This window comes from Psychrobacter sp. AntiMn-1 (genome assembly GCF_001854065.1).
Classification (GTDB): Bacteria; Pseudomonadota; Gammaproteobacteria; order Pseudomonadales; family Moraxellaceae; genus Psychrobacter; species Psychrobacter pacificensis.
This window is the reverse complement of the sequence record NZ_CP012969.1, coordinates 1,831,137-1,857,285: the sequence shown is the minus strand read 5'-3', so window position 1 is coordinate 1,857,285 and position 26,149 is coordinate 1,831,137. Positions and strand designations below refer to the sequence as shown.

General features: G+C 43.9%; 22 protein-coding genes. 9 read left to right on the top strand and 13 right to left on the bottom strand.

What is annotated here, in order from left to right:
- Positions 1-34: 34 nt before the first annotated feature.
- A complete protein-coding gene (gene ompR, locus AOT82_RS07860; protein WP_071002551.1) occupies positions 35-793 on the bottom strand; it encodes an osmolarity response regulator transcription factor OmpR in 759 nt (252 codons plus the stop codon).
- 376 nt (positions 794-1,169) lie between these two features.
- Between ompR and AOT82_RS07855 the strand changes: the two genes are divergently transcribed.
- Positions 1,170-3,713 carry a Tex family protein gene (locus AOT82_RS07855; protein ID WP_071002550.1) on the top strand — a complete coding sequence of 848 codons (2,544 nt, stop codon included), beginning with the start codon at positions 1,170-1,172 and terminating at the stop codon, positions 3,711-3,713.
- A gap of 115 nt (positions 3,714-3,828) precedes the next feature.
- Here AOT82_RS07855 and AOT82_RS07850 read toward each other — a convergent pair whose 3' ends face one another.
- Positions 3,829-4,422, bottom strand: coding sequence for a hypothetical protein (locus AOT82_RS07850; protein ID WP_071002549.1), 594 nt, complete (start codon positions 4,420-4,422; stop codon positions 3,829-3,831).
- A 722-nt stretch (positions 4,423-5,144) separates the two neighbouring features.
- Positions 5,145-6,431, bottom strand: a complete 1,287-nt coding sequence (locus AOT82_RS07845) for a saccharopine dehydrogenase family protein (protein WP_071002548.1) — start codon at positions 6,429-6,431, stop codon at positions 5,145-5,147.
- A gap of 427 nt (positions 6,432-6,858) precedes the next feature.
- Between AOT82_RS07845 and AOT82_RS07835 the strand changes: the two genes are divergently transcribed.
- Positions 6,859-7,014 carry a DUF1328 domain-containing protein gene (locus AOT82_RS07835; protein ID WP_021814049.1) on the top strand — a complete coding sequence of 52 codons (156 nt, stop codon included), beginning with the start codon at positions 6,859-6,861 and terminating at the stop codon, positions 7,012-7,014.
- Positions 7,015-7,121: 107 nt separating this feature from the next.
- Here the strand turns inward: AOT82_RS07835 and AOT82_RS07830 are convergent, their stop codons facing one another.
- The 4 genes from AOT82_RS07830 to AOT82_RS07815 form a co-directional block, all read right to left on the bottom strand.
- On the bottom strand, positions 7,122-7,415 hold the full coding sequence (locus tag AOT82_RS07830; protein ID WP_071002546.1) for a 4a-hydroxytetrahydrobiopterin dehydratase: 294 nt from the start codon (positions 7,413-7,415) through the stop codon (positions 7,122-7,124).
- Positions 7,416-7,524: 109 nt separating this feature from the next.
- Positions 7,525-7,818, bottom strand: coding sequence for a GNAT family N-acetyltransferase (locus AOT82_RS07825; RefSeq protein ID WP_071002545.1), 294 nt, complete (start codon positions 7,816-7,818; stop codon positions 7,525-7,527).
- 224 nt (positions 7,819-8,042) lie between these two features.
- Positions 8,043-9,410 (bottom strand): fatty acid desaturase family protein, encoded by a 1,368-nt coding sequence (locus AOT82_RS07820; protein ID WP_071002544.1) that lies wholly within the window; start codon positions 9,408-9,410, stop codon positions 8,043-8,045.
- A 160-nt stretch (positions 9,411-9,570) separates the two neighbouring features.
- Complete coding sequence (locus AOT82_RS07815) at positions 9,571-9,948, bottom strand: 2Fe-2S iron-sulfur cluster-binding protein (RefSeq protein ID WP_227517125.1); 378 nt, start codon at positions 9,946-9,948, stop codon at positions 9,571-9,573.
- An 80-nt stretch (positions 9,949-10,028) separates the two neighbouring features.
- Between AOT82_RS07815 and AOT82_RS13665 the strand changes: the two genes are divergently transcribed.
- Positions 10,029-11,123, top strand: coding sequence for an IS4 family transposase (locus tag AOT82_RS13665; RefSeq protein WP_071001282.1), 1,095 nt, complete (start codon positions 10,029-10,031; stop codon positions 11,121-11,123).
- On the opposite strand, the gene AOT82_RS07805 is transcribed toward AOT82_RS13665, so the two are convergent.
- Positions 11,033-11,977 (bottom strand): hypothetical protein, encoded by a 945-nt coding sequence (locus AOT82_RS07805; protein WP_071002541.1) that lies wholly within the window; start codon positions 11,975-11,977, stop codon positions 11,033-11,035. The two genes, AOT82_RS13665 and AOT82_RS07805, sit on opposite strands and share 91 nt — an antisense overlap.
- A gap of 431 nt (positions 11,978-12,408) precedes the next feature.
- Between AOT82_RS07805 and ettA the strand changes: the two genes are divergently transcribed.
- Positions 12,409-14,070: an energy-dependent translational throttle protein EttA gene (ettA, locus tag AOT82_RS07800; protein ID WP_071002540.1), complete on the top strand. Its 1,662-nt coding sequence runs from the start codon at positions 12,409-12,411 to the stop codon at positions 14,068-14,070.
- A 98-nt stretch (positions 14,071-14,168) separates the two neighbouring features.
- Here the strand turns inward: ettA and plsB are convergent, their stop codons facing one another.
- On the bottom strand, positions 14,169-17,108 hold the full coding sequence (gene plsB, locus AOT82_RS07795; RefSeq protein WP_083328896.1) for a glycerol-3-phosphate 1-O-acyltransferase PlsB: 2,940 nt from the start codon (positions 17,106-17,108) through the stop codon (positions 14,169-14,171).
- Positions 17,109-17,355: 247 nt separating this feature from the next.
- Between plsB and ybaK the strand changes: the two genes are divergently transcribed.
- Complete coding sequence (gene ybaK, locus AOT82_RS07790; RefSeq protein WP_071002539.1) at positions 17,356-17,844, top strand: Cys-tRNA(Pro) deacylase; 489 nt, start codon at positions 17,356-17,358, stop codon at positions 17,842-17,844.
- Between the two features lie 88 nt (positions 17,845-17,932).
- Positions 17,933-18,307: a 5-carboxymethyl-2-hydroxymuconate Delta-isomerase gene (locus AOT82_RS07785; protein WP_071002538.1), complete on the top strand. Its 375-nt coding sequence runs from the start codon at positions 17,933-17,935 to the stop codon at positions 18,305-18,307.
- 78 nt (positions 18,308-18,385) lie between these two features.
- Here the strand turns inward: AOT82_RS07785 and AOT82_RS07780 are convergent, their stop codons facing one another.
- The gene (locus AOT82_RS07780; RefSeq protein WP_071002537.1) at positions 18,386-18,862 is read right to left on the bottom strand and encodes a hypothetical protein; all 477 of its coding nucleotides are present in this window, start codon (positions 18,860-18,862) and stop codon (positions 18,386-18,388) included.
- Between the two features lie 114 nt (positions 18,863-18,976).
- The gene (locus tag AOT82_RS07775) at positions 18,977-20,797 is read right to left on the bottom strand and encodes an acyl-CoA dehydrogenase C-terminal domain-containing protein (RefSeq protein WP_071002536.1); all 1,821 of its coding nucleotides are present in this window, start codon (positions 20,795-20,797) and stop codon (positions 18,977-18,979) included.
- Between the two features lie 498 nt (positions 20,798-21,295).
- Between AOT82_RS07775 and AOT82_RS07770 the strand changes: the two genes are divergently transcribed.
- Complete coding sequence (locus AOT82_RS07770) at positions 21,296-22,420, top strand: FUSC family protein (protein ID WP_071002535.1); 1,125 nt, start codon at positions 21,296-21,298, stop codon at positions 22,418-22,420.
- Positions 22,421-22,456: 36 nt separating this feature from the next.
- On the opposite strand, the gene aroE is transcribed toward AOT82_RS07770, so the two are convergent.
- Positions 22,457-23,320: a shikimate dehydrogenase gene (gene aroE, locus AOT82_RS07765; RefSeq protein ID WP_071002534.1), complete on the bottom strand. Its 864-nt coding sequence runs from the start codon at positions 23,318-23,320 to the stop codon at positions 22,457-22,459.
- Positions 23,321-23,684: 364 nt separating this feature from the next.
- On the opposite strand from aroE, the gene AOT82_RS07760 reads away from it, so the two are divergent.
- Positions 23,685-24,371: a hypothetical protein gene (locus tag AOT82_RS07760; RefSeq protein WP_227517124.1), complete on the top strand. Its 687-nt coding sequence runs from the start codon at positions 23,685-23,687 to the stop codon at positions 24,369-24,371.
- Between the two features lie 12 nt (positions 24,372-24,383).
- Positions 24,384-25,361, top strand: a complete 978-nt coding sequence (locus AOT82_RS07755; protein ID WP_071003716.1) for an aminotransferase class IV — start codon at positions 24,384-24,386, stop codon at positions 25,359-25,361.
- Here the strand turns inward: AOT82_RS07755 and AOT82_RS07750 are convergent.
- The gene (locus AOT82_RS07750) at positions 25,358-26,071 is read right to left on the bottom strand and encodes a DNA-methyltransferase (protein ID WP_071002532.1); all 714 of its coding nucleotides are present in this window, start codon (positions 26,069-26,071) and stop codon (positions 25,358-25,360) included. The genes AOT82_RS07755 and AOT82_RS07750 overlap by 4 nt on opposite strands.
- Positions 26,072-26,149: the final 78 nt, after the last annotated feature.

The following is a 26,149-nucleotide window of genomic DNA, read 5'->3' as shown; positions in this document are numbered from 1 at the left end:
GGCCTATATTAAAAGAAATGTCATCAGTCAAAGGTTATTCACTCTTGACGGTTTCTACCTCAGCTTCATCAGGAACGAACACATAGCCCACGCCCCATACGGTCTGAATGTAGCGAGCTTGTGAAGGGTTGTCTTCAATCAAGCGACGCAAGCGTGATACTTGCACATCGATAGAGCGCTCCATCGCACCCCACTCACGACCACGAGCAAGGTTCATCAACTTGTCACGGGTCAACGGCTCACGTGGATGCTGAACTAAAGCCTTTAACACCGAAAACTCACCTGTCGTCAAAGTGACGACATTCCCATCACGTTTGAGCGTGCGAGTCGATAGATCTAATGTCCATGGACCAAATTCAACCACTTCTAATTGGTGACTTGGTGCCCCTGGAAGCTCACGGTTCTGACGACGCAACACGGCTTTGATACGCGCCAATAGCTCTTTTGGGTTAAACGGCTTAGGCAGGTAATCATCTGCACCCGCTTCCAAACCTGCGATACGGTCAGCATCGCCACCTTTAGCAGTCAGCATAATGATCGGAATATCCGCATTGTCCGCACGTAGGCGCTTACAGATGCTAATACCGTCTTCGCCCGGTAGCATCAAATCTAACACAACCAAAGAGAAGAGCTCACGTTGCATGAGTTTGTCCATCTGACTACCATCATGGGCAGTACGAACGACGAAACCATCGTCTTCTAAGAAGCGCTGTAGCAAAGAGCGCAGGCGAGCGTCATCATCGACAACTAAAATACGCTGAGTCAAAGTATCGGGGCTGTTGTTATCAGTCATACAGGCATCCTCTTATAAAAATTATTGTTAGCAGAAATGACGAGTAAAAAGCGATGAGTAAAGCACTGCCATTAATTATCGTTATTTAATGATGGATCAAAACAAGCACGTCATAAAACCAAAAACTATTGTTCAATATATCAGCACATCTCAATATTTGTGCTATGGATACTTTAGTGTATAAGATTGCACTGCGAATTGCATCACTCATAAGAATAAATGCTGTATGCGTTTGTTTAACAAGGCTACAGAACGTTTGATATAAAACGTTTTATGCCGCAAAACAGGCGATAATTAACGAAAAGATAAAAAGGATTTTTATTCATGCAGCTTTTGCTATAATGCAAAACTACATTTCTCAACGATTGATACGTATATGAGTAGCACTGATACCTTAACGTCATCTCAAACCTCGACAAATGCACAGGTTTTGGATGCAACCACACACGCGAATATTCACGACAAGCTTGCTCGCGCGCTTGGCATTAAGACTGCTCAAGTCAATGCGTTTGTGAAGCTTTATGATGAAGGCGCAACGGTTCCTTTCATTGCGCGTTACCGCAAAGAAAAAACGCAAAACCTTGATGACGCGCAGCTGCGTGCTCTCGAGAAGTCTCTGAATTATGAGCGTGACATGGCCACCCGACGCCTCAAAATCACTGAGCTACTGAGCACGCAAGGCAATTTGACCGATGAGCTGCAGACGCGTATCGATAATGCGACGTCAAAGCTTGAGCTTGAAGACATCTATCTGCCATATCGTCCGCGTCGTCGTTCACCGGCTGCCAAAGCACGTGCCGCTGGACTCGATGCTGCTGCGCAAGCTGTCTTGACGCAAGAAATCACCCCGACAGAGGCGCTGGCTGATTATCAAGTTCAGTCAAGTATCACTGATGATAGTGGTAATGAGATCGACGTTGACTTTAGCGATATCGACAAGCAGCTTGCTGGTGTGCAAGCCATTATCGTTGATGAGTGGACGCAAGCATTGGGGTTGTTGGACAACTTACGCAATGGTTTTGCCAAAACTGCCAGTATCGTATCGAGCGTTGCGAGCGAAGAAAAGCGTGAAGTTGGCGAAAAGTTCAAAGACTACTTTGAGCATAGCGAAAGCCTGGCTCGACTGCCAAACCATCGCCTATTAGCGATGTTACGTGGTCGTCAAGAAAACGTCTTGGGTCTAAAAATCGAAGGCGAAGACGCACCATTTATCGAAAAAATTATCAATCATTTCGATGTCGATGCCAAAGCGCCAGCAGCACGCCGTGAGTTTTTGACAGAGGCGGCCAGTAGTTTGTGGAAAGACAAATGGCGTCCACATATCGAGCACCGCTTACTGACCGAAAAGCGCCTAGCTGCAGAAGCAGATGCGATTGATGTGTTCGCTAGTAACTTACAGCATTTATTGATGGCTGCACCAGCAGGCCCTAAAGTGATCTTAGGTGTCGATCCTGGTATCCGTCATGGCGTAAAAATGGCTATTGTGGATGCGCAAGGTCATGTCATGTCAGATAGCGAAGAAAAACCTGTCATCGCGACGGTTTATCCGTTTGCCCCTGACAACAAAATGGATGAAGCCAAAAAAGTCATTGATGAGCTATTAAGTACTTATGATGTTGATTTGGTCGCGATCGGTAATGGTACGGCAAGTCGCGAAACCGATGCGATGATTAAAGAGATTTTGGCCGCGAACGCTGCACTTAAAGCCAAAGCTGTCATCGTCAATGAATCAGGCGCTTCCGTCTATTCGGCGAGCGAGCTTGCTAGTGATGAGCTTGCCAATTTAGACGTGTCGGTGCGCGGTGCTGTGTCTATCGCACGTCGCTTGCAAGATCCGTTATCAGAGCTTGTCAAAGTCGATCCAAAAGCCATCGGTGTAGGTCAGTATCAGCACGATGTGAACCAAAACCAGCTCGCAGATAGTCTTGATAAAGTGACTCAAGATAGCGTGAATGCGGTTGGTGTTGATGTGAATACAGCGAGTCCTGCTATTTTGGCACATATCGCGGGTCTGAACCGTAATGTGGCGCAGCAAATCGTGACTTATCGCCGCGAGCACGGGGCATTTGATAGCCGTGAAGCACTCAAAAATGTTCCACGTCTAGGCGCTAAGACCTTTGAGCAAGCAGCAGGTTTCTTACGCATCCATAATGGCAGCAATCCACTAGATGCGACAGGCGTGCATCCAGAGAGCTATGCCTTGGTTGATAGCTTACTCGCACAAGCCGGCAAGCCTTTATCAGAAGTCATCGGTAACGATGGTGTACTGAATGCTATCGATACGACTGCGCTGGCTGCTAACGATGATAATGTCAGCGTAAAAGCGATTATCGAAGAGCTTGCTAAACCTGCACGCGATCCACGTCCTGAGTTTAAAACGGCTAACTTCCGTGATGATGTCAATAGTATCAAAGATTTGAGCGAAGGTATGCAGCTTGAAGGTGTGGTCACTAACGTAACGGCCTTTGGCTGTTTCGTTGATGTCGGTGTACATCAGGATGGTTTGGTCCATATCTCTCAGATGGCCAATGACTTTGTCGCAGATCCCATGAACCGCGTCAAACCTGGTGATATCGTATCGGTTCGTGTTATTTCTATCGATGAAAAACGTGGTCGTATCGGATTTAGTATGAAGCCTGAGTCTGAAAAACCTGTCCGTACGGCTGCTAAGTCTACTGCAACCAGTACAGATGGTGAAAAAGTGAGCCGTCCACGCAGTAATCAGGCGAATAGTGACCGTCCAAATAATAGTCGTTCTGCTGCTGATAAGCGTTCGTCTAAGCCACGTGGTAAACGTCAGGACAATACGAATAGTAACCGTAGCAAACCGATCAAAAACGATAAAGCGCAAGCACCTAGTAAAATGGGTACACTTGGCGCCTTGTTACAAGAAGCTGGCGTGACTAAAACTAAGAAATAGCCAAAATTTATAGCCGTGTGCAACAAAAAAGGCAGCCAATTGGCTGCCTTTTTATATGTCACTTATTGATAGTAGTAAACTGTTAATCATACTATTCAATCAAGCACTGTCATTATTAACGAATGGTGAAACGACGGTTTTCGTTAAATTCCACTTGACCAGGCTGAGTCGCTAAAAGCTCACCACGACGGTCTTTTTTCTTTTCTTGTAAGGTACTAGTAGCATTTGCCGTTTTATTGTTAGAAGCGGCTTCACCTGCAATTAATGGCTGATAGTTTGAATTACTGTGCTGCATATTTGGCGTTTGTGTACGTTGGGTAGACTGTGAAGAAGCTGCACCCGTTGTCGCTGGCATATTGCCGTTCATTGTAGGCATATTACTATTGCTCATAGTGCCAGACTTATCATTCATCTTGTTATTCGATTCGTTCATTCTGTTGTCAGAGTTGTTCATACCCTTGTTCGAATCATTCATCTCGCTACGAGAGTCATTCATCTTATTGCTAGAGTTATTGATGTTGACCTGACTAGACTGTGCAGCTCCCAATTTACCAGTTGGTCCTTCTACACCGACTTGTACATTGCTTTTAACAGAGCTACTTGGCATACGTGATTGCATAGAATCACTGCTGTTGGTCGGCATAGCCATTGCAAGTGTAGGCAATGCAAGTGTAGTACCTAAAATTAACGATAAAATATTCTTTTTCATTATAAAACTCCAAATTCGATAAATGAACAATGATTAAAAACAGCTGCCATATCTATATATAATTATGTCTAAAATGCAGATAATTGAGGACAGCCTAATTTTGGTTAGACCTTACTATAATTTGTAAAAACAAAGTACCAGTTATATAACAGACATTTCAGTAGTAAACTCATTAAGGTTCTAACAGCTTGGTGTATTGTTGTGACGTTATGAAACTATTAAGCCCACATCTCATTTAAGAAATGAAGTAAGCATTTGGATCTATTTTATTCAACAATGATATATTTACCAGTATTTGTATCGATAACAGGCTGCTAAAAACCTTTATCTGGCACACGAACTACTGGAAAATTTTGACTAATATCAATTCGATCAATAACATTGTTTTAGAGAAATATTTTTACTAGATGATGTTTTTTGAAGTGAACTTTGATTAAAATTTTTAAATGAATATTCTCTATAACAATCAAACCGTAATGTATTTTGTCCTAGCGTATTGAGGAGAATATGGCTGTGCCATTAGACTAAAAATCTGTAGCATAATGTACTAAAAAATCGAAAAACCGCAACATTGATTACCAAAAAATACGCTATTAGTATTCGCTAATATGATAGCTGAGCGCTATAAAATTTGCGTATTAAAAAACCGCACCTTGTTATCAAGATACGGTCATGAAAATCATCAGCATTAATAAATCATTATTTAAATGTTTTACATTCGGTTAACCATCGATAACTTCAAAGCTTAGACCTGAATGTTCTTCTAAACGGGCTATGAGCTTATCACCCATCGCAGAGGCAGGCGTCCAGAATCCGCCACCAACGTCTTCTTTACTGATATCTTGTGCCAGACATAATGCTGCCTGCGCGAGCATACGAGAAGTGCTACCGTAACCAGGATCTTTATCGCCGGTAACTTTGACCGTGATGGTGTCGTTTTTAGCTGTTTGACCGAAATGGCGAATATCAAAGTAGCCATTTTCCTGCTCATCCTTAGAAGGGCCTGTGCCTGCTTTAGGCAGAACATGCTTGGACAATAACTCACGGCTTGGTTTAATCATCATGGCAGTGGCAAATCCTAGTAGACCCGCGCTCATCGCGTAGCTTGATAACTTACCTTTGACACCATCTTTCATCCACATGGCTTCGTCATATTTAAAATCGCGACCGTATTCGTAACCGAGTAGCTGGTTACTGCGATGGACAATACGTGTGTTGATACTCGCCATCACAAAGGGCGCCAACCAACGTTTATGGGTGCTGTCGTATTCTGGTTTGCTGACATTGTCTTGACGTACATTGGGCACATCTGTGTCATCGTTTAGTAGATAAGGGTTGGCTACTTGCTTACGGCGTGATTTATCTTCACCAACTTCTTCGAATATCGTCGCCATCGAGGCAATCGTACCACCAGAGATGCCGCCTTTTGCCGCCTTTACGCGCATGTGAATCACATTACAAGCTTCTCCGAACTTCTCTTCTGCTTTGGTTTGCGTAAAGTAAACGCCCAAATCTGATGGGATAGAATCAAAGCCGCAAGAGTTGACAATCCGTGCGCCGCTTTGTTTGGCAGTCTCTTGATATTTGTCCATCATGTCTTTGATAAAGATCGCTTCACCAGTAAGATCGACGTAATCGGTACCGTTTTCGGCACAAGATTTAATAAGAGGTTCGCCATATTTGAGGTAAGGGCCGACGGTTGAGATGATGACTTGTGTCTGTTTGGTCATTTCATCAAGGCTGGCAGAGTCTTTACTATTGGCAATGACGATATCTACTTTGCTCTCAAGTTTCGACTGTAGCTCATTGAGTTTTTCTTCATCACGTCCTGCAATTGCCCAAGTGACATTAGAGCCATCTTTCTTTTTAGCATTGGATAAAAAATTGGTTAAATAGTGAGCGGTTATTTGTCCGACAAAGCTTGTTGCGCCATATAAGATGACGGCATAAGGGCGGTTGTCGCTAGTATCTTGTTGTGCGGGTTTTGCGGTATCCGTCTCGGTACTCATAAGTATTGTCCTTAATATATTGGATGATAATGTGACTTTAAACTATAAACCAAGTGGTGTGAATAAGTTAGAAGTTTATGGGGTCGCGACAGTTTTCATTGCCAAATCTCTTTTTCAGAAATTTTTGATGTTATTTATATGCAACCATAAGACAATCAATAATTTAGCAAATAAGGTGCTCATCATCCTAAATAATATGTTTATAGACACAAGAAAAAAATAAAAGGTGTTAACACTTGCTACAAACTTTACATAATCTACTGACATCATTACTAAAATGCACGTTGTTTAAAGAGAAATATTGCTAGTCTATGTTTGTAAGCAGATATGACTGGTATTAGAAAAAAAAGTTAAATCAATACTATATTAAATCAATACTATATAAAATTTACTATCTGATTTTTAACAATTATTTGAGGAGAATATTATGTTTCGTTGGGCTATTATCTTTGCGGTAATCGCACTGCTAGCAAGTTTATTAGGATTTGGCGGCGTCGCAGGACTGTCTGCTAATCTGGCATACATCTTCTTAGCAGTCGCTGTGATTTTATTTATTGTGGCGTTTGTTAGTCGCAAAATGTAAACACAGCTTATTACTATAAAAATCCAATAAAAAAAGACCCTCAATTGAGGGTCTTTTTTTATATTCAACTAAAGTACATCATTTACTCATTTAACAGAAATATAAGGCTATAGACGTTTGGGTTGCACGATATGCTCCATGCGTTTAGCAAGGCGAATGTCTAAACTAGAAACGCCGCCGGTGTCCTGATTGGTTAGGCGTACCTCGACTATATTGTATATATTACGCCATTCCGGATGATGTTCGAGTGCTTCAGCATAGAATGCCGCTTGGTTCATAAAACTCATCGCCTCAATAAAATCGCTGAAGTGATAGGTCTTGACGATACTATTGCCATCACGCTGCCAACCAGCAAGCTCTTCTAACTGTAGATCAATTTGCTTGTCAGATAAACTACTCATATTAATAACCTTTATTGTTATACGGATTGGTTTATTAAAAGTTATATTGGGATGGATCTCCTAATCTAAAATTGCTGCATACCAGTTGTTTGGGATAAAGGGCGGTAAGCTATACCAAATCTTGGTACTCAGGGTGCTTGCTGATATATGAGGCCACAAACGAGCATTGCGGCACAACCTTTTTATCATGTTCACGGGCGTAATCTAGCGCATGTTTGACTAGCGCTGAACCGACACCTTGACCGCCTAACTGTCGCGGAACGATCGTGTGGTCATAGACGAGGGTGTCATCACGGTCTTGATAGCTGATATAGCCCGTCTGACCATCGACGGTAGTCTCAAAACGATTCGCTGCTTGGTTATGTGTGATATCTAGTGCTGATTTAGTGGTTTGGTTACTCATGATACAACTCCATTTATTATTATCGAATTTTTAATAACTGCCATATTTTCTAAGGATGAATGAAGAAGGCAGATTTATTAAATACTATGTCATCAGTAAATATTTTGTGCTTGGTTGAGTATGTATGATTGATATCAAACAATCTAGTCGCTTACCGTAATAGTCGTTATGACGATTGTTAATAGTATTAATGTCTTTTAATCTGCGTTAAAAATGTGAATATATCACCATATATAAGCTATCGCTTTACGAACGACGGGTGGTAAGAATCGACTAAGTCCCTTTGCTGTCTCGCTCTCTGGTGTCGACTTATGTGAATGAGTGGTAGTATCCGCAGCCGATACCGACTGGTAGGCTTGCCACTCTTGCTCGCTGGGCTTACTAAAGTGATGAATACGTCCTATTACTTGTCGTAGCTGTGTGCTAAAACGCCCAGTGTTGTAAGGCAAATCATATTTATGACAGATGGCTTTTACTTGCGGGGCAATACTGGCATAGTGGCTAGCTGGCATATCAGGAAAGATATGATGCTCAATCTGATGAGACAAATTGCCAGTCAAAATGTGAAACCATTTATTCCCTTTGATATTGCTAGAACCCAAAATCTGACGCACATACCAGTCGCCTTTGCTCTCATCAGTATCGAGATGGGTATAGATATGCGCTTGCTCAGTGAAATGACCACAGAAAATCACCGCCCACGTCCACAGGTTACGAACCGTATTGGCTACTATGTTGCCACTCAGTGTACTCATAGCGCTACGACAACCTAGGGTCAAGGCGGCTATGGCTGGCAAGGCAATATAGTCTTTGCCTACTTGTCGGCCAATTTTGGCAAATAGTGCACGAGATTTTTGTTGCATGATTTTATGCAAGTCAGGGGAGTCGGCGTATTCATCGACACTGATCTGAATATCATGAAAGGCAACTGCCCATTCAAAGCCAAACGCCAGCACCGCTGTACTAAACATATTGTAGCGATCTTCTGGCGTCCAAGGCTGCTCATCAGTGACCCGAATCAAATGATAGCCAACGTCATGATCTCGACCAACAATATTGGTAAACGTATGATGTAAGTAGTTATGCGAGTGTTGCCACAATGGCGCAGGGCAAACAATGTCCCAGTCAAACTTTTGACTGTTCAGATGCGGGTGCTGCATCCAGTCGTATTGACCATGCATGACATTATGTCCAAGCTCCATATTGTTGAGTATCTTGCTAAAACTAAGCATTGACGTACCCAATAGCCAAGTACCTATCTGCGAGCGGCGTGATGACATGCGTCCTGCGACAGCCAGTAAACCACGGGCGACAAGCTCACTATAAACCACAGTCGCATAAATCCGCTGAATGTATTTGGCGTCATCGCTACCTAATGAGTCCATCACACCTTTATATAGCGCATTTAATTCTACTGCCAAGGCATCACTTTGTGCTTTTGTTAAGGGTGCATGGGTCACTGTTGGATAGCGAATTTGCTGTGTTGATATAGTTGGCTGCTCGCTACTATCTCTTGCTAACGGTGCATCGGACAACGGCGTCAAGATAGGTACGGCAGAATGTGCGGTGTTAACAGGTGGTAATAAGCGCATATATAATCCTTAACCGAAACGGCACGAATAAGCAGCACTGGGTTCGGTTTGATGAGTCATCTGAGTTTTAGCATACAATATGAGTTAACATCAGTCTATTTTTTGGTTTTAATAGGTCGATAGTAAGGGGTTGGTGGTCGTATTTTTAATTTCAGCAGTGCTAGATGTCTAACACCACGTCTGTCATAGCGATATTGATGCAGGTTTGGATAGACTCGTAGCCATCACTACTTATCTTGCCAGTTTGGATGTTTTTGACCACGCCGCTCACTTTATTGCAGCGGCACAACTGGCAAATTCCTTGCCTACAACCATGCGCTAGGCGTATACCTGCATTTCCGGCAGCGACCAATAATGTGGTGTCGCTATCGAACTGCCGTTGCCGTGAGCGTAAGTACACCGTATGCGACTCTGTCTGTAGTGCATTATCTAGTACTTGATTACCACCGCTATCAAAATCAGGCAGTGCGCTACCGAAATTCTCTATAATAATATTGTCACGTAGCTGATTGCCCTGCGGTAAAATGATTTCTGACACTGCTTTCTCTGCACACGACAAAAAAACAAAAAAGTCTGTTAAAGCAAAGGCATAATAGTAATTTTTAAGACGAATAGACCATGCCAAACTTTAACAGACTTAGTGAGACTTTAACCCAAAACCTGAGCATGAACAAGGCAAGAATCAATTGTTTGAGCCTAATGATAATAGCCCTGATTACTGCTCAAAGCAGTAATCTTAAAAAAACAGCAAGACACCTTCCTAAGGGTGGCAAGACCGACAGTCACTATCGCAGACTACAGCGATTTTTTGCCGAAGCGAGGATAGACTACGATCAACTGGCTTTAATGATATATCGACTATTTGGGCTAGGCGAAGTCACCTTAACCATTGACCGCACCAACTGGAAATGGGGTAAAAGTAACCTCAACATCTTTATGTTAGGGGTGGTATATAAAGGGATAGCCATCCCCTTATACTGGCAAATGCTAGATAAGCGAGGTAATACAAACCATCTTGAACGCTGTGAACTTATTGAGCGGTTTATCAAACAATTTGGCAAAGATAACCTTGAGATGATAGTAGCAGACAGAGAGTTTGTTGGCGAAAAATGGTTTAACTGGCTCACCAATAATCACATACCCTTTGCCATACGGATTAAGAAGAACAGTAAAGTTAAGAATCATCATGGCAAGTTGGTACAGATTAAAGAGTTATTGCGCCATGTTAGCCATCAAGAAACATATCGACATGGGCGAATACTGACTGTCGATGGTTGTTTGGTTCGAGTATTTGCCAAGCGTGATAAAGACTATGGTTTAGTGATTGTCGCAACCAATCAACTAGAAACAGTGGATGCGATGACAAGCTATGCTAAGCGTTGGGAGATTGAGACTTTATTTGCTTGTCTAAAGGGCCGTGGCTTTAATCTTGAAGATACCCACTTAACCCATCTTGATCGGGTCAGTAAATTAGTCGCAGTGAACGCCTTAGCATTTTGTTGGGCTTATCATGTCGGTATTTATAAAGACAAAGATAAGCCGTTAAAGCGCAAGTTAAAGTCAAACGCTCGACCTCAAGCCAGTTTGTTTGCGCTTGGCCTGGATGTGTTGATTGAGGGCCTTCACTTGGTGTTCTTTAACAATGATAAGACTGTATTTCGACAGTTAGTTAGCTTTTTAACCCCTAAACCTATGAAAATCGGGTGGGGATGATTTTTTTGTCGTGTGCAGAGCACTGCTTTATATAAGCCGGCTAATAACGCTTGTGAACCGCAGGCAAATATCTGCGTATCTGCCAAAGGTAGATTAAGTGATAATAAACCCTCTGCACTTAAGTATCGTTCGCCAGCCAGATAAGTAGCAGGATTATCTGTATGAATCAGATGATAGCTGAAGGCTGGATAGGTATCGCTCAGTTGTTGCCACTGATGTTGAAACTGGGCAAGTTTCGTTCGATTATAATGTAGCAACGCCACCTGATGTCCGTCTGCTAGTGCTTGCGTAATAAGTCCTAGCATAGGCGTGATACCGCTACCGCCAGCGACAAATAACAAAGGGTGCAGTTTTTGGTTATTTGGTTCTCTATTATCTAAACTTGTCTTTGCCTGTGCCAAAGTAAAATGACCCAGTGGCATACTGGTATCAACGATGCTAGATAGCGACAGTTGCTTGGTCAAATAGTCAGATACTAACCCTTGCGGTTTAACAGCAATAGTAACCGTATGACGTTGGCTTTTTGCTGACTTAGTAATGACGGCATCATCTTGCCACCACAATGGTTGATTCGCCAATCCTACGATTGAATAGCTGCGCTGATGATAAACCCCATCGATAAAAACACGTAAATCAAGATACTGACCGCCTTGCCAATCATCTGTCCCTTTGGATATCTGCTGCCTAAACGCTTGATTGGTCTCAAATTGCAGTGCGATCAAATCCTCACTCATCTCATATCGAGCAATAAGGCGTAGCTTGGGTGTCGTCAATGACCAAAACGGATGTAAGCGCGACCCGATAAAATCGACAAACGCACGTTGAACTATTTCAGGGCGATAGCCGTTGGCCATTAATCAGTACCTGTATAAATATTATTAAAAATATATGAGAAATAATGACTCAGCTTATAGCCAGTTTCATTAATGGCATACTAAACCATTATTTTTTGCGCTGTTAAGCCACTCTAATATGTTAACGGCTATTGATTAACTTTGCGAAAGTTTTGATGCTATTTTTTGTGGTTTTTATCAAACAGCAATGAATCAGAATGTTAAGCTCGTAACCTCAGAAAAATATTTTTGCCCGCTTTTATCCAGAAACAGCGATACTCTATGACAAAAGCTGCAAAACAAGGGGTAAAACAACCTGTTAGCTTGCAGGGTATGCGCCACAATGCGATAATGAACGATAATTTGTAACCCTGATTTTGAGTTACGGCACGCTTGGCAGCAGCGCTGAGTGGTATTTGCTGTTCTCTTCTATGCAGTCTATCGGAGTGTTAATGGCTCAATATATTTACACGATGAACAACGTGTCAAAACTTGTTCCCCCTAAGCGTGAAATCTTAAAAAATATCAATCTGTCCTTTTTCCCGGGTGCCAAAATTGGTGTCTTAGGCATCAATGGGGCAGGTAAGTCGACCTTGCTACGTATTATGGCGGGTGTGGATACTGAGTTCAGCGGTGAAGCACGTGCGCAAACAGGAACCAAAGTTGGTTACTTGCCGCAGGAGCCACAACTCGATGACAGCAAAGATGTGCGCGGCAACGTCGAGGACGGCATGCGTGAGGCGTTAGATGCGTTAGCGCGCTTAGACCAAATCTATGCTGAGTATGCCGAACCGGATGCTGATTTTGACAAACTTGCTGAAGAGCAGGGCAAAATGGAAGACATTATCCAGTCATGGGATGCACACAATCTAAATAACCAGTTAGAGAAAGCCGCCGATGCGCTACGTCTGCCACCATGGGACGCGGACGTGAGTAAACTGTCAGGTGGTGAAAAACGCCGTGTTGCTTTATGTCGCCTGCTACTATCACGTCCCGATATGCTGCTACTCGATGAGCCTACTAACCATCTGGACGCCGAATCAGTCGCTTGGCTTGAGCAATTCTTGCAAAACTATAGCGGCACTATCGTTGCCATTACCCATGATCGTTATTTCTTGGATAATGTGGCGCAGTGGATTTTGGAGCTTGACCGAGGCTATGGCTACCCGTATGAAGGTAACTATACTGAATGGTTAGAGCAAAAAAACAAGCGCTTAGAGGAACAACAGAAGCAAGAAGAGTCGTTTGCCAAAGCGCTGAAAAAAGAGCTTGAGTGGATTCGTAAAAATCAAAAGGGTCAGCAAGCGAAGTCTAAGTCGCGCGTACAGCGTTTTGAAGAGCTGAACTCAAAAGAATTCCAGCAGCGAAATGAGACCTCAGAGATTTATATTCCGCCCGGTCCGCGTCTAGGTAATAAAGTTATCGAGGTCAATAACATCTCCAAGTCGTTTGGCGATCGTTTATTGTATGAAAACCTAAGCTTCAATGTCCCAGCGGGTGCTATCGTTGGTATCATCGGTCCAAATGGTGCGGGTAAAACCACGCTATTTAACATGATTACTGAGCGTGATACCCCAGATACTGGTTCGGTTGATTTGGGCGAAAGTGTCAAGGTTGCCTATGTCGGTCAGGTGCGTGACAACCTAGACGACAAAAAGACCGTCTGGGAAGAAGTATCAGACGGTCTTGACATGATTACTGTCGGTGACTACACCACGCCAAGCCGTGCGTACATCGGCCGCTTTAATTTCAAAGGCTCAGACCAGCAGAAACATGTCGGTCAATTATCAGGTGGTGAGCGTAACCGCTTGCAATTGGCAAAAACCCTAAAGCAGGGCGCAAACGTACTGCTACTCGATGAACCCTCGAACGACTTGGACGTTGAAACCTTACGTGCGCTAGAGGATGCGATTCAAGTATTCCCAGGTACGGTCATGGTCGTCTCGCATGATCGCTGGTTCCTTGACCGTATCGCCACCCACATCTTGGCGTTTGAAGAAGAAGGCCCAGTGTGGTTCGATGGCAACTACAGTGAGTTTGAAGCCTATCGTAAAAAGACAATGGGTGATGACGCCACGCCTAAGCGTGCTAAGTATAAGAAAATCACCAACTAATACCATTGTTTGGTATATTGGAACTGCATAAAAAAAGACCGCTAATCAATAGCGGTCTTTTTTGTTTAGCTTAATTGTTTAAAAGTCATGACTAACGATTAACGCTTACGCCCAAATTTACGCTGCTTTTTATTACTAATCTCAGTAATAGCACGAGTGATTTCTTCTTCGTTTAAACTTGCGACTTGCTGCAAGATTTGCATCATATCAGGCGTCAGCACATATTTGGCATGACTGGCGATGTCATTGATACGATGGTCAAAGGTCAATATGCCCGTTTCATCATCTTTTTGTAGATAATCAAGACGAGTCAAAGCGCTGATAAAGCTAGTAAATAATGCGCGATCAAAGAAGTCAGGAATATCATCGGCATACAGTACAGACAAGCGTTGTCCAAGCAAATGGCACAGGTCAACGACTTCGCTTTCGGTCAGATTACCAGAGCCCTGCTGAGCGAGTAGGGCAAGCGTCATAAAATAACGCTCAAGACTTTGCCCAACGGGTGTCGCCAGTACTTGTAGCTGTTGATAGCGCTTGCTATTAGACTCAGGAACACTAAGCGTGTCATCACCCAACTCAACAATCAACCCATGAGAGAGTAAACTATCGACTTTTTTGTTGAGCGTCTCCGCCAAACCATGCGCTGGGTAGTATAAGAACAGCTCACCTTGCAAGAATGGGTATAACTGCTCAGCGATACTATCTAAACGACTGCGTTTGATACGGCCGTTACGTGCCACTAGCGCTGATAAGAAAGACAGCAAGATAAAGACGTGTAGAATGTTATTGCGGAAATAGCTGAGCAATGCCGCTTGCTTGCCAGCGACCTGAATGATATCGCCCAAGATGTGCGGCGTACGCTCTATGAGTTTTAGCTTGATGCCATAATCAATGATTTCTTGCGGGCTCATATCTGTGATGACAGTGTCATCTGCATAAGGAAGCTGTTGCGCAAGGCCTTGGTACAAAGCGATTTGCTCACGGCAACTGTTTTCATCCAGTGCCGCTTTCGGTGCGGATAGTAGTACCAATGATAGCAGCGACACAGGCGTTATCACGGCAGCTTTATTGATGTGCTGCATGACTTTTACACCGATATTATCGACCATGGCACTGGCTTTTTCATCGAGTGGGGAGTCGGTGCGATCGGACGGTAAGCTGTTGGCTGGAACATCGAACTTTGTCATAAAATCGCTAAGATGCAGCGGTGTACCAAAACTTAGATGTACATTACCAAAAATACGCTCAATTTTACGACCCACTTTGAGTAGCCCAATCAACGATTCTGATTCTTTTGGTTTGCCCTTTAACTCACCGATATAAGTGCCGCCTTCCATAATACGCTCATAACCAATATAAGTTGGGATGAACACCACAGGCTTATTGGTTTGACGTAACTGGCTATGTACCGTCATCGCCAGCATACCCATTTTGGGCGGTAGTAGGCGACCTGAACGTGAGCGACCACCTTCAATGAAGTACTCGATCGGCGTATTACGCGTGATAAGGGTATGCATATATTCACGCAATACGGCGGTATAAAGGGCATTGCCACGGAAGCTACGACGAATATAAAAAGCGACAGCGCCGCGCAATAACGGTCCCAATACTGGCACATCTAAGTTATCACCTGCTGCGATATAAGGGATACTCAAACCGCGTTTATAGATGACATAAGACAACAATAGATAATCAACATGGCTGCGATGGCACGGCACATAAATCAGCTCATAATCGGTCGCAAGGTCACGTACTCGCTCAAAGTGATGGACTTCGACACCGTCATATAACTGTGTCCATAACCACGTTAAAAACTTATAAAACCCACGAATAATGGAATGAGAATAGTCATTCACCATCTCATTGGCGTATCCTCGCGCTTGACTACGAGCGTCGCGTACGCTGGTGCCTTTTTCGGCAGCTTCCAGCTCTATTGCGTGCTTAATCGCTGGCGAGTAGACCAGTTTATCGACCAAATTACGTCTATCCGACAAATCAGGGCCCAGCATACTGGCGCGCTGCTTGTCTAAATAAATCGTCAATTGCTGCTGTAGCATCCGCACGAGTTCACGATTGCCATCAGCAGCCGCCACGAGCGTATAGCTAGGTGATTTTTCAGCATCAGTTTTGACATCATTATCCGTCGTTGCTGATTCAGTATCTTGTGAGTCTGTAGCAGGTGAGCTTTTAGTACTTGAATCCTCAGAAACCAAATCTTTAGAAACCAAATCTTTAGAAACCAAGTCTTTAGAAGCTAAGTCTTTAGAAACTGAGTCTTTAGAAACTGAGTCTTTAGAAACTGAGTCTTTAGAAACTGAGTCTTTAGAAACTGAGTCTTTAGAAACTGAGTCTTTAGAAACTGAGTCAAAAACGTTAGGGCCCGCGCTTTCACCTTTGAGGCTATCATTGATGATAGTACGCAAATCTTGGGGTGGGTGGAATTGTACAAAGGTATCACGGCCCATCACGCCGATATTAAATAACTGCTTGCTGATACTCGGGTCTTGCCAATTGTCAGCGGTTAATAGTTTAAATAGCGAGTCTTCTTTTTCAGGGGCGCGTCCCCACAGGATAGATACGGGTACTAGGCGCACCTTTAGCTCTGGATATTGCAATACCGCAGAGACTAAGCGAGAAAGGCGCGGAGACAACTGATTGTCTTTGGCACTTGGGTGATTCAAAAATATGATGGCTGCATTTTCTTTGATATTGTGAGCCGCGTCATTGACCCCAACCAATGCAGGCGGCAAGTTATGCTCTTGCGTCTGCAAATCGATCAAAATACTGTTGGAGCGAGAATAATCCTGTAGCACATAAAATCTAAGTACCTGCTCGTCGCTATCAAAATCAGGCAATTCACCCAATAATTTCGGTTTGACAGCAACATCGAGTAGCTGTCCCGATAGTTTACGATACAGCTGATTGATCGGCGCGTTAGCGTAAGGCTTGGTGACGATTGGACTCGCGTCAGTTTCAGAAGTGCGGTCAGTGCTGACTGGCGCTTTAAAAATCCGTTTTTTTAGGAACTTCGGTATCATAATCAGTATCAAAAATAGTCAAATATGTTGCGCTTATGATGCCATAAAAGCCACTAAAGCGATATATAGTGTCTGTATATACTGCTAATATTAATACTATTGGGTTACTCACTAGTAAGCGAGCAGTGATATAAAACGGTCAAGTATTTGAAAGTTACGATATTTGGCGTAATAATATATTGATGCCATGTCTATTTAATCCGTATGACGCCTATTCTTTAGTTCTATTTTATTAAGCCGAAATATTATGACGCCAGCTATCGATCTTGCCAAAAAACGCGGTCTTGATTACCGCATACACGAATACACGCATGACAGTCATGCGGCCTCTTTTGGTTTAGAAGCCGCAGAAAAGCTTGGCATGGCGGCAGTGCAAGTGTTCAAAACTTTGGTGGTATCGACCGATACTGGCGACCTTGCAGTTGCGATATTGCCAGTAGATAAAACCCTCAATTTTAAAAAAATGGCCAAAGCCTTATCCGCGAATAAATTGCTGTCCTGCAAAAAAGTACAAATGGCAGATCCCAAGCAAGTAGAGCGTAGTACCGGCTATGTGTTGGGCGGCGTCAGTCCACTCGGGCAAAAAAAGCGCCTAAAAACAGTCATAGATAGTAGTGCTCAAGATCAGACAACGGTCTATGTCAGTGGCGGTCGTCGCGGTTTGGAGATTGAGTTACCACCAGCGCAATTAGCCAACACACTTGATGCGCATTTTAGTGCGATTACTGATGAATAATACAAATAGACGTTTTACGGCGATGAGGCAGAGCGCGTAAACTTATCAGCCAGATCTTCTATTACTTTTTATATTTAAGGACATAATCATGCCGCATTTAACCATTCAAGCCACGCCCAATGTCAGTATCCCTCACGAAGAATCATTGCTAAAGTCGCTCAACAAAGCATTATGGGACAGTGGATATTTTGGTAAGCCGACAGATATCAAAACACGTATCTTACCTATTGAGACGTTTTTGGTGGGTGTGGAAGATGATGAGCAAGCGAATGGGTTTATCTATGCCAATCTAAAACTGATGAGCGGCCGCGATATAGAGACTCGTAATCAGCTGGCTGAGCTCTTGGTCTCTACCATCGAAGAAAAGATCGGAGACGAGCAGTCAGGTCGTGCGGCACTGCAAATATGCGTAGAAGTCGAAGAGATTAGTGCGGTATATCATAAGAAGATGCTAGGTAGTTAATGTTGAACGCTCTAACCTTTTCCAAAGCGACTTATTCTATTTTGAATGTTATAGTTTGGAGGTGTTAAAGATCTATAGTTAAGCGGGCTTGCACAAAGACTGACTAGCAACCTTTGGTAGTATCATGACCTCAACTTTATAGCCTGCTGTTTTGCCATGAGTGGCCATAAGATTACGTGCGATACGCAAACGGTATTTTCCCGTTTTAGGTAAGCAGCCTTGATAAATGATACCGCCTTTGGTGCCATCTTGGGTACCATCCGGCATATGCAATACACCAACGTTAGCAGTCTCGGGCGTACCTGCAAGTGGTGCAATGTTAATAACGGCATATTGCTGACTGGCAGCATCGAAACGATACCACTGTTCATCGGTATGAGGAGCGAGTTTATCAGTGACGACGCTAGTAACAGCGCCTTTTGCAAAATGTAGAGTACTATCGCTACTTTTGGCCGCTGCACTGCTGATGCCAATACTGACGAGCGTGGTGCTAATGACCAATGCTCGTATATATCGAGCAGCTAAAGCCGCGTTTTTATCGTTAGGTAAAACCATTATTTGCTCCTAAATTACAGGTTGCTTTTGATAGTCTTTAATCATAATACGGTCAGTTAAACACAAAAAAGCGCCTAAATGATAGGCGCTTTTTTGTGGATTATGAATACAGTGTTAGTCTAGAAAAGCAAAGTTTTCGCTGTCCATCTCTGTCATGCTATTGCTTGGTGCGACCATGGATTCAGCATGTCCAGAGGTACGTGGTAGCAGCTTGTCAAAATAGAATTCGGCTGTTTGAATTTTCGCTTTATAGAATTCTGGTGCTTCTGTGCCACCATTTTCAAGCTTGTCATAAGCGACCGCTGCCATACGTGCCCAGTGGTAGCCCATCATGACGTAACCTGAGTACATCAAGAAGTCATCTGATGCGGCTGAGATGATTTCACGGTCTTTACGAGCCATTAGCATCAAGCGTACTGTCAAGGTGTTCCACTCAGCGCACAGCTTGGTAAGTGCCCAAACAAATTTACGCATGTCTTTATCAAGGGCATACTCGCCGCACCATTTCATGATGCTTGAGGTATAGTCACGGATGATTTTACCTTTAGATTGCAAGATGACCTTACGGCCTAATAGATCCAATGCCTGTACGCCAGTCGTACCTTCGTACATGGTTGCAATACGGGCATCACGAGCAATCAGCTCCATGCCCCATTCTTTGATATAGCCGTGACCGCCATAGATTTGCTGACCATGTTTGGCCGCTTCGATACCAAGCTCAGTCAAGAAGCCTTTTAGGATGGGGGTATAAAAACCTAGCTTGTCATCCCATTTTTCAAACTCTTCTTCATCGCCATTGGCGATGCCTTGTGACATTTTGTCCGCATAGCGTGCTGAATGATAAAGCATTGAGCGACCGCCTTCAGCAAAGGCTTTTTGCGTCAATAGCATACGGCGTACGTCAGCGTGGTGGATGATCGCATCAGCTACTTTTTCAGGATCTTTGGTACCAGAAAGGGTGCGCATAGAGCGGCGTTCTTTGGCATAGGGCAATGCATTTTGGAAAGATAGCTCCGTATGTGCCAAACCTTGGATACCTGTACCGATACGAGCAGTATTCATAAAGGTAAACATCGCTTTTAGGCCTTTGTGCGGTTCGCCAATTAGGTAGCCAGTAGCACCATCGAAGTTCAACACACAGGTAGAAGACGAGTTGATACCCATTTTGTGCTCGATTGAACCGCAAACAACAGCATTGCGCTCGCCAGATTCGCCTTCAGCATTCGGCGTGAATTTTGGTACGATAAATAGCGAGATACCGCGTGTACCCTCTGGCGCATTTGGTAGGCGTGCTAAAACAATATGAATGATATTGTCCGTTAGATCATGCTCACCACTTGAGATGAAGATTTTGGTGCCACTGATTTTGTAGGTACCGTCATCCTGCGGGGTGGCTTTTGACTTTACCTGACCCAAGTCGGTACCACATTGAGGCTCGGTCAAACACATCGTACCTGACCATGAGCCTTCGACCAGCTTTGGTAGATAAAGGTCTTTTTGCTCATCTGTACCATACTGAAGCAGCGTGTTGATACAACCAGTTGAGAGGCCAGAGTACATCGCCCACGGCCAGTTGGCAGTACCGATCATTTCAGCTTTGATTAAGTTGATTGATGTGGGTAGGTTCATTCCGCCGTACTGTTCAGGATACGAGATACCTTGCCAGCCGCCTTCTACAAATTGGTCATAAGCTTCTTTAAAGCCTTTTGGTGTGGTGACTTCGCCATTTTCAAAATGACAGCCTTCTTCATCGCCTGATTGATAGATAGGAGCAAGGACGTTTTCAGCAAAATCTGCCATACCCTGTAGGATCATATCTATGGTTTCAGGATCCGCGTTTTCGCCATTGTCTAGGCTTTTATAATGCGTTTGGTAATCAAATACATCATTAATCAAAAATTTGATGTCACGTAAAGGTGCTTTGTAAGTTAACATAATCGCTCTCTTTGGTTGGTTCGCTATCATGGACTTACGACGCAGTATTTGAGTCAAAAGTCATGTCAGCGATGTGTCATTATTTTAATCGAGATAGATACTATATCTGTTGTTATGAGTGCTAGTAATAAACAGCGAGTCCATTGTGAAGGGCTTTAGGACGTCCTTGTTGAGCGTCAGCTATTATTGCGTTGATATGATTATAAATCTTATAGACCAATAAATATACAATTCATAACTATTATTCATGACTTTTACCTTAATTAATTAATTTTAGTTTTATGAAGTGGCTGATATATGTGCTGGATATGCTCAAAGATCATCTGTTATAGATGATTGATGATAAGCAGAAGACCGAAGAGTAATAGACATAATATAGTCGAACCACTATTAAAGTGTTACAGCGTTAGACTCGTTTAGCCTACTACTGTAGTACTTGCACTCGTCTGCCTTGTACCACTTTTAATATTGATTGACTATAAATAAGGCAGACCCTCTATGAGTGAGTCAAAATTACACAAACAAACCTCTTGGTTGACCGCGCTATTCACGCGTATTAAGGGGCTCATTGATGGTGAGCTTGGGCATTTACTAACCGTCAATCGTAGCCGAAGACCCTGGCATATGCCTATTGTTGCTGCGATTGCGATCAGTTTTCCAGTATTTGTGGGCGCTTACTTTGGTGACTTATCTGCTGGAATCAAAGCGTCGCTAGGGTCAATGATTATTTTAAACCTGCCATTGGTGGGCGGATTACCTTATCGGCTAGTGACAGTGATGGCTTGGGGGTTTGCCATGATACTCAGCTTTGCGCTGGGTTTGATGGCGCAGCAATTACCTATACTCAGGCTGCCTGTCTTTATGCTTGTTGCGCTTAGCGTGGTGATGTTGGGTCGTTATTATAAGCAGCCACCACCAGCAGGGCTATTTACATTGATGGCTGGGGCAATCGCGCTGTTTATTCCTGTCCCGTTAGATCGAGTGCTCTCAGCGATAGGGCTTGTGTTATTGGGTAGCGGATCTTCGATGTTGCTCGCGCTACTGTATACACTGTTTTTGCTCGCCACACGTCCTATTGCCCCTGCGCCTAGTTATCATTATGAGCCAGATATGATCAGTGATAGCCTCATTGTCGTAAGTTTCATCAGTCTGGCGTTGGTAATAGCAGTTTTATTAGACATGCCTTATCCATATTGGGTGGCAATGAGCTGCTTTATTATTATTCAAGGCATCCAGCTGCGAACCATGTGGATCAAGCAATTGCATCGTATATTGGGTACGTTGGTTGGTATGGTGGTTGCCAGTTGGATGCTGTCTTGGGGGCTATCGAGATGGGGTGTCGCCGTGGCTATATTATGTATGATGCTATTGATTGAGTCGTTTGTCGACCGGCATTATGGGCTGGCGGTGATTTTTATTACACCCTTGACGATATTTATCGCAGAGTACGGCAGCACGATGCCGGTGCCGCCAGTGGCAGGAGATGTCATTCATACACGCATGATTGATACGGCACTTGGCTGTGTGATTGGTCTGAGCGGTGGTTTGGCCATCCACTCTACACGATTGCGTGAGCCACTGCGGCGTTTGGAGGATTGGCTGCTGCTGCGCTTTAGTGAATAAAAAGCAGCAGTTTGATGCTGCTGATTAAGAGTTCCATTAAGTATTTTGATTCAGTGCTTCTGTTGCTTTTGAGACATCAACTGTATGACCAGTCCAGCGCTCAAAACTCAATGCTGCTTGTCCGATGAGCATGCCGTAACCTTCAGACGTTTGGGCATCACGCGCCGCGAAATGCTGCAAAAAGGGTAGGTCGCGCCCATACATCATGTCATAAGCGTATTGACAGTGTAGAGCATCATCCAGCGGCAGTTTATCGCCTGATAAGCCAATAGATGTGGCATTGATAATCATATCAAACGTGCCGCTCAAATCCTTGGTGGCACAGGTCTGAATCTGCTGCGCTGCAATCACCGAACTTGCTGCGCTCAGCTCGTCCACCAAATCTACCGCTTTACTCACGGTGCGATTGGCAATAGTCAGTGAGCCAATACCTGCTTCAATCAGCGGTAGTATGACACCGCGTGCCGCGCCGCCTGCGCCAATCAGGGCAACGCGAGCACCGTCCAGTGGCCAACCTAAGCGTGTTATGTGATTGACGAGCCCTTGTCCGTCCGTATTATCGCCGTATATGGCCTCTTTTATCGACGCGCCTTGTTGTAGTAGCGCCTCATTTATCATGAGGGTATTGACCGCGCCTGCTGTTTTGGCATGCTCTGACAAGCCGCCGCGCGCCGCACAGCAGTCATAAGCGACTTGCTTAAAGGGTACGGTCACATTAGCACCCATACCGCCACCATGAAAAAACGCCTCAATGACCGCTGTAAAACTGGCAGCATCGTCAGGGCAATACTGGCGCTGATAGCGAATATCAATACCAGCCTGTAAGGCAAACTGCGCATGAATTTCAGGGGATTTGCTGTGGGCAATCGGGTTGCCAATAACGATGAAGTGTTGGGTCATAAAGGGTCCATTGGCTAAAATAAACAAGGCATCGTCAACATGCCTCGTTGATGATTAATTATCATAAGCGATAACCTAATAATTGACAAACCAATGGCTCACTTCATAAGCCTTATATCGGGCAGAGTTTGATGAGTGATATATTTAACAAATATGTACCCTCTTGGAACGTTATGTGTAACCTAAAAGGTAGTCAAGCGCTGAGCAGTTGGGTAAACTATCGATTATATGTTAATTAGTATAATATGCTCTAATGACTGTTAGGTTATAACTTTTATTACATACATTCTTTATTAAAAAATCCTTTGTTATCGGTGGCTTGTGGGCCAGCTCGTTAATATTCTTTTAAGATCAATCTAAAAGTGTGAGTAAATTATCTATGTGGAACCATAACCTTCAGACTCTTCTAGTCGGTACGATAATGGCAGTTAGTGTGACGCTTGGCGGCTGTGATAGCACCAAAGAGGATGCTCAAAATCCAGAGACAAACGCTGAGAGCAGCGAGCAGGCTGTGGCTGAGGCTCCTGTAGAGAACAGCGCGGTAGACAATCCTGATCTAGATGGCGCGACCGCCCAACAAGGTACACCAGTAAAATACGATGTCTCGGCATGGAACGCTGACAAGGGCGAGCCCCTTGGCACCGATGAGTTAGATAGTATCAAGTCAGCATTTGGTAAAGTAATAAGTACGGATGAAAATAGCCTAGACTATGCCAGTAATCCTGCCACCAAATATCGCTTTATGAAGACGGACGCGCCTTATCTAGATATTATCGACTCCGAAAAATACCTTGAGCTTGGCTGGTATTATGCCAATCCGACCGATTCTGATAAAGAAAAAGAGTTGAGCCAAGACCATGCCAAAAAAGCCTACCAACTATCGCGCCGACTGATGGGTGATGAGGGTGGCAAAATGGTCGCTGATATGCTCAGTAATCAAATCATCAAAAACAGAGTCATTGGCGGACAGAAAGTGGAACTGGCAAAATGTGAGTTTTATAGCTGTATGCTAGTCATCAATAAATCCGCTGCCCAAACAGACAATAGCTAAGCGATGCTAGACATGACGTCACTGCCCAACAGCTGGGTATGTCTATATCCACAAGACGATACGGCAACTAGCAAAGCGGTGACACTGTCGCCAGACAACCGCGGCCTAGCATATGCGGATGGATTTTTTACGACCATGGGTGTGATGGACGGACTCATCCTATGGGCAGACTACCATCATCAGCGGCTCATCTCCCATGCCGACGCCTTGCAGTTAGATATAGACTGCGAGGAATTACTGGCAGTATTAAAAATATATGCCCAGCAGCTAGAGCAGGGTATGCTCAAGCTCGTGGTGACTCGCGCCGCACAAGACATTCGCGGTTATGGCTATGTACCAAGTGAATCAGGAAGTGCTTGTGAGATCTGGCTAAAACCGGCTGTTATGAGAGTCTCCACGGCTGTGGTACTGTCATTACCTGATGGCAATCTAGTACCCATGCAGCCGAATGCCTCGGCGATATGTTTATCTTCACAGATTGCCTGCCTGCCGCCATCGCTGGCAGGACTCAAAAGCCTGAGCCGCCTAGATAATGTCCTTGCCAGTGGCGAGCTACAGCGTATAAAAGCTGAACCACTGGCGGCTAACGTTACAAAGAGCCTCAGTGAAGGACTGCTACGTGATATGAGTGGTCATTGGGTTGAAGGTACGATGAGCAATGTGTTCTATCAGTTAGCAGATGAGCCTTTATGCGAATCTGAAACGCACCCTAGTGGCCACGAAGGTGTTGAGAACAAGCATGAGAGCTATCTAACAACAGGTCAATGGTACACCCCTTCCATGGAACAATCGGGCGTTGCTGGTGTGATGCGGCAAGTGCTCATTGATGCTTTGTCCACGACAAAATATCCAGTGGTGATACGGTCGTTATCAGATGAGGACTTGCCTAGGTTGACGCGGTTATTCTTTTGCAATGCGCTGCGCGGCATCATGCCTATTAGCAGTTTGACGTTATTGTCAGGTGATATTGTGGATTTTAAATCTGTTTAGCTGTTATTTTCTTTATTTAATAAACGATAGAAATGTTGTTTAAAAAACTCTTTTCTCCCTTCATGTTGTAGGTCTTCATAGCGCGCTTGGCTAAGCTGTAAATATACAGTTTCCTGCTCAATACCAATAAAACGTCTTTCTAAGACATTACCTGCGATACCTGTTGTTGAAGATCCAGCGAAAGGGTCAAGTATCAAAGCATTTTTTTTAGTAGAGGCTAAAATCATCTGTGCCAATAATGCCAAAGGTTTTTGCGTAGGGTGCTTACCACAAGATTTTTCCCATTTAGCAATTGCTGGCAAGCGCCACACATCTTTCATTTGCTTATCGTTATTGAGTCGTTTCATCAAGTCGTAATCGAAATAATGTGGCACTTTAGGATGTTTTCTCGCCCAAATAATGAACTCTGTAGAATGAGTGAAAAACCGACAAGAAAAATTAGGCGGTGGGTTGGTTTTTTCCCAAGTTATAACATTAAGTATTTTAAAACCAAGCTGCGGCAAAATACGACCCAGAGTAAAAATATTGTGATGTGTACCACTGACCCATAATGTCGCATTATCTGCCATTTTCTCTCGGACAGCAAAAAGCCATTCATAGGTGAATAAATAAGCATCATTGTCACTGACAAGCTTGTCCCACTGACCTTTATTGACTGACTGGACTTTACCGTTTTTGACTGTTAAACCATCATGGAATGTACTGGTCAAGAGAAAGCGCTCTACTATTATCTATACGCTTATACATTAATGTTCACAAGGACTGAGAGCTACTTTTGGTTTGAGCTA

What these genes read in the sequence shown, in the direction of transcription:
- AOT82_RS07785 (WP_071002538.1), top strand. Translation starts at nt 17,933, where the DNA reads ATGCCGCATTTAACCATTCAAGCCACGCCCAATGTCAGTATCCCTCAC.
- ettA (WP_071002540.1), top strand. Translation starts at nt 12,409, where the DNA reads ATGGCTCAATATATTTACACGATGAACAACGTGTCAAAACTTGTTCCC.
- AOT82_RS07780 (WP_071002537.1), bottom strand. Translation starts at nt 18,862, where the DNA reads ATGGTTTTACCTAACGATAAAAACGCGGCTTTAGCTGCTCGATATATA.
- plsB (WP_083328896.1), bottom strand. Translation starts at nt 17,108, where the DNA reads ATGATACCGAAGTTCCTAAAAAAACGGATTTTTAAAGCGCCAGTCAGC.
- AOT82_RS07830 (WP_071002546.1), bottom strand. Translation starts at nt 7,415, where the DNA reads ATGAGTAGTTTATCTGACAAGCAAATTGATCTACAGTTAGAAGAGCTT.
- AOT82_RS07855 (WP_071002550.1), top strand. Translation starts at nt 1,170, where the DNA reads ATGAGTAGCACTGATACCTTAACGTCATCTCAAACCTCGACAAATGCA.
- AOT82_RS07825 (WP_071002545.1), bottom strand. Translation starts at nt 7,818, where the DNA reads ATGAGTAACCAAACCACTAAATCAGCACTAGATATCACACATAACCAA.
- ybaK (WP_071002539.1), top strand. Translation starts at nt 17,356, where the DNA reads ATGACGCCAGCTATCGATCTTGCCAAAAAACGCGGTCTTGATTACCGC.
- AOT82_RS07850 (WP_071002549.1), bottom strand. Translation starts at nt 4,422, where the DNA reads ATGAAAAAGAATATTTTATCGTTAATTTTAGGTACTACACTTGCATTG.
- AOT82_RS07755 (WP_071003716.1), top strand. Translation starts at nt 24,384, where the DNA reads ATGACGTCACTGCCCAACAGCTGGGTATGTCTATATCCACAAGACGAT.
- AOT82_RS07775 (WP_071002536.1), bottom strand. Translation starts at nt 20,797, where the DNA reads ATGTTAACTTACAAAGCACCTTTACGTGACATCAAATTTTTGATTAAT.
- ompR (WP_071002551.1), bottom strand. Translation starts at nt 793, where the DNA reads ATGACTGATAACAACAGCCCCGATACTTTGACTCAGCGTATTTTAGTT.
- AOT82_RS07770 (WP_071002535.1), top strand. Translation starts at nt 21,296, where the DNA reads ATGAGTGAGTCAAAATTACACAAACAAACCTCTTGGTTGACCGCGCTA.
- AOT82_RS07805 (WP_071002541.1), bottom strand. Translation starts at nt 11,977, where the DNA reads ATGGCCAACGGCTATCGCCCTGAAATAGTTCAACGTGCGTTTGTCGAT.
- AOT82_RS13665 (WP_071001282.1), top strand. Translation starts at nt 10,029, where the DNA reads ATGCCAAACTTTAACAGACTTAGTGAGACTTTAACCCAAAACCTGAGC.
- AOT82_RS07845 (WP_071002548.1), bottom strand. Translation starts at nt 6,431, where the DNA reads ATGAGTACCGAGACGGATACCGCAAAACCCGCACAACAAGATACTAGC.
- aroE (WP_071002534.1), bottom strand. Translation starts at nt 23,320, where the DNA reads ATGACCCAACACTTCATCGTTATTGGCAACCCGATTGCCCACAGCAAA.
- AOT82_RS07835 (WP_021814049.1), top strand. Translation starts at nt 6,859, where the DNA reads ATGTTTCGTTGGGCTATTATCTTTGCGGTAATCGCACTGCTAGCAAGT.
- AOT82_RS07820 (WP_071002544.1), bottom strand. Translation starts at nt 9,410, where the DNA reads ATGCGCTTATTACCACCTGTTAACACCGCACATTCTGCCGTACCTATC.